At 58.7% G+C, this 3219-nt stretch carries 4 protein-coding genes; all 4 read left to right on the forward strand.

The features are described 5' to 3' along the window. A partial coding sequence (locus A3730_RS21640; protein WP_369819109.1) for a helix-turn-helix domain-containing protein occupies window positions 1–800 on the forward strand: 800 nt, incomplete at its 5' end. Window positions 801–884: 84 nt separating this feature from the next. Next, on the forward strand, window positions 885–2237 hold the full coding sequence (gene mpl, locus A3730_RS21645) for a UDP-N-acetylmuramate:L-alanyl-gamma-D-glutamyl-meso-diaminopimelate ligase (protein ID WP_063538896.1): 1353 nt from the start codon (window positions 885–887) through the stop codon (window positions 2235–2237). An 80-nt stretch (window positions 2238–2317) separates the two neighbouring features. Then, window positions 2318–2776, forward strand: coding sequence for a DUF2214 family protein (locus A3730_RS21650; RefSeq protein WP_063519374.1), 459 nt, complete (start codon window positions 2318–2320; stop codon window positions 2774–2776). Further along, on the forward strand, window positions 2773–3219 hold a 447-nt coding region (locus tag A3730_RS21655), incomplete at its 3' end, for a UbiX family flavin prenyltransferase (protein WP_063538910.1). The genes A3730_RS21650 and A3730_RS21655, both read left to right, overlap by 4 nt.

Genomic DNA, 3219 nt, shown 5'->3' on the forward strand with positions numbered 1-3219 from the left:
CCGACGTGCCACCTTCCACGTTGTATCTGTGGCGTTTGAGAACGCTCTATGTGGGCTATCTCGGCAGCCGTATTACTTTTTCAGCCGGGGCGCATACCCTGTTGTTTGGCCTGGAAGATGACGTGTTGCTTGACGTAAGCGGAGAGAGATTTCGTGCTCGAACGCTGTTGTTGCCTGCCGGTGTCTCGTTTACCGCTGATCCGCAGGGAAAGCAGATTGCCTGTTGTTTTCTGGATCCGCTGGGCCGGGATTATTTGTTTCATCAGCGTTTGATGCAATGGCGCGAGCCCGGCTTTTACTCTGATTCTTCGCTGCAGGGCAGGCAGCTGTCGGTACTGAAGCAGGCATATCGCGATAGCCTGGATGCCGATGAAGTGTATGGGCAGTTAGCGGGTCTGCTTTTCCCCGCAGCCAGTACCGAGGTAGAAGGGTTCAGGCCGGATGCCCGCATTGCCCGCATTATCGAGCTGATCCGTTCGGACCCGGCACAGAATTATTCCAATGAGGATCTTGCCAGCCAGGTGGGGTTGTCAGGGGCGCGTCTGCAGCGCGTATTCAAGGATGCCACCGGGATCCCTATCCGCCGCTACCGCCTGTGGCACCGCTTGTTTGTGACCTCGACGATGATGTCCATGGGCAGTTCGCTCACGGATGCGGCGCTGACGGCGGGGTTTTCCGATTCGTCCCATTTGTCCCATGTATTTCAGAATATGCTGGGCATGTCCCCTTCCGCCATGCTCGGCCATTCGCGCAGGAACCGGGTGCTGGTCGGGGCGGGAGAGCCTGGCGAGCAGGCTTGAGGTGAATTCCGCTGCGCAGCCTCTTCACCTTGTAGCCCCTTGCCGTTATGGTGCAGGGAATCTTAATGTTGGCAGTTCCTTCCCATGCATATTCATATTCTTGGTATTTGCGGCACTTTCATGGGGTCGCTGGCGCAGCTGGTAAAGGCCCAGGGGCATCACGTCACCGGCAGCGACCTGAACGTCTACCCGCCCATGAGTGATCAGCTGGAAGCGGCCGGTATTACCCTGACCCAGGGATATGACCCTGCCCAGCTGGAGCCTGCGCCGGATCTGGTGGTGGTCGGCAATGCGCTGAGTCGTGGCAACCCGGCAGTGGAAGCGGTGCTGGATCGCGGTTTGCCGTATACCTCCGGGGCACAGTTACTCGAAGATGTGGTGCTTCCCGGCCGTTGGGTGATGGCGGTGTCCGGCACCCACGGCAAGACCACCACCAGTTCCATGCTGGCCTGGATTCTGGAATACGCGGGCTTAAATCCCGGTTATCTGATCGGCGGTGTGCCAGGGAATTTTGGTGTGTCTGCGCGACTGGGCGAGACGCCTTTTTTTGTGGTGGAGGCGGACGAGTACGACACGGCATTTTTCGATAAGCGCAGCAAGTTTGTGCACTACCGCCCCCGTACCGTGATCCTCAATAATCTGGAATTTGATCACGCGGATATCTTTGCGGATTTGGCGGCGATACAGACCCAGTTTCATCACCTGATTCGCACTGTACCTTCCACCGGGCGGTTAATTCTGCCCCACGGTGAAACCGCACTGGAGGAAACGCTGGATCAGGGATGCTGGAGTGAAGTGGAGCGTTTCGGCGAAGACCAAGCGCTGGGCTATCGTCTGGATCAGGACGACGGCTCGGTCTTTACCGTGCTGGAAAACGGCGAGCCAGTGGCACAGGTGCGTTGGGATCAGACTGGCCGTCACAGTGTGAACAATGGCATGGCCGCGTTACTGGCCGCCCGCCATGTGGGCGTGACCCTGGCCGATGGCGCCGCAGCGTTATCGGAATTTGTGGGTGTGAAGCGGCGCATGGAGCTACGCGGCGAGGTGAGCGGTGTGCGGGTTTACGATGACTTTGCCCATCACCCCACGGCCATTGCCACGACCCTGGATGGCCTGCGACGCAAGGTGGGCGATGGCAAGATTCTCGCCATTATCGAACCTCGCTCCAACACCATGCGGCTGGGAAATCACAAGGCGGCGTTGGCTGGCAGCACCGTCTGCGCCGATGAGGTAATCTGGTATCAGCCACCGGGCCTGGACTGGTCGCTGGATTCGGTGCTCAGCGAGGCGCCAGTGCCCGCATCGGTCAGTGAATCGCTGGATGAGATTGTGGCCAAAGTAGTGAGCCACAAAGGTGAGCCGTTGAATGTGGTGGTGATGAGCAACGGCGGGTTTGGCGGCATTCACCAGAAACTGCTGGATGCGTTGGCTGAATAAACGCTGCACGCTTCACGCCACAAGCGGCAATGCGTTGTAGCGTGAAGCGTGCGCCGTGATGCGGTTTCAAGGAGGTTGCCATGTTCTGGTCTGTACTCTGGGCTTCGGTCCATTACCTCAGCATTCTGATGTTGTTTGCTTGCCTGTATGGCGAGCTGTTGCTGTGGCGGACGGGGATCAATGAGCGCAATGTGCGCACGTTATTGTGGTTGGATATCGGCTACGGCTTGTCGGCGTTGGTGGTATTGATCAGCGGCCTGGCCCGGGCGGGCTGGACGGAAAAAGGCTGGAACTTCTATCTGGCGAACCCCTGGTTCCATGGCAAGGTCACGCTGTTTGTGTTGATCGCCTTGCTAAGCCTGTATCCCACCAAGGTGCTGCTGGGCTGGCGAAAATCGGTGAAAGCCGGCCACGTACCGGAAATCGATGACAAGCTGCAACGCAACCTGCGCGGTGTGCTGGTGGCGGAAATTCATTTGGTCATTCTGATGCCGATTCTGGCGGCGATGATGGCCAGAGGCGTCGGGATGGGCTCATGACTCAACGCATTACGCTTGCCTTTACGGGCGCTTCCGGAGCGCCATATGGCCTGAGATTGCTGCAGTGTCTGCTGGATGCGGACTGCGAGGTTTTTGTGCTGCTGTCCAAGGCCGCACGTGTGGTGATTGGTACGGAAACCGAACTGAAGCTTCCTGCAGGTACTGGCCAGGCTGAGCAGGCCTTGCGTGAGTGGGTAAAGACCGACAAGGGACGGCTGGTCGTCTGCGGGCTGGAACAATGGACCGCGCCGGTTGCCTCCGGCAGTGGTGCCCCCGCGGCCATGGTGGTGTGCCCCTGTTCCACCGGAACCCTGTCTGCCATTGCCACGGGCACCAGTGATAACCTGATTGAGCGCGCTGCGGATGTGGCGATCAAGGAAGGGCGCAAGTTGATTCTGGTGCCCCGCGAATCGCCTTTTTCTGCGATTCATCTGGAAAATATG

Source organism: Alcanivorax sp. HI0044 (assembly GCF_001634945.1).

Bases quoted from the DNA above. Each gene is read 5' to 3' on its own strand.
- mpl (WP_063538896.1), top strand. From the start codon at position 885: ATGCATATTCATATTCTTGGTATTTGCGGCACTTTCATGGGGTCGCTG.
- A3730_RS21650 (WP_063519374.1), top strand. From the start codon at position 2,318: ATGTTCTGGTCTGTACTCTGGGCTTCGGTCCATTACCTCAGCATTCTG.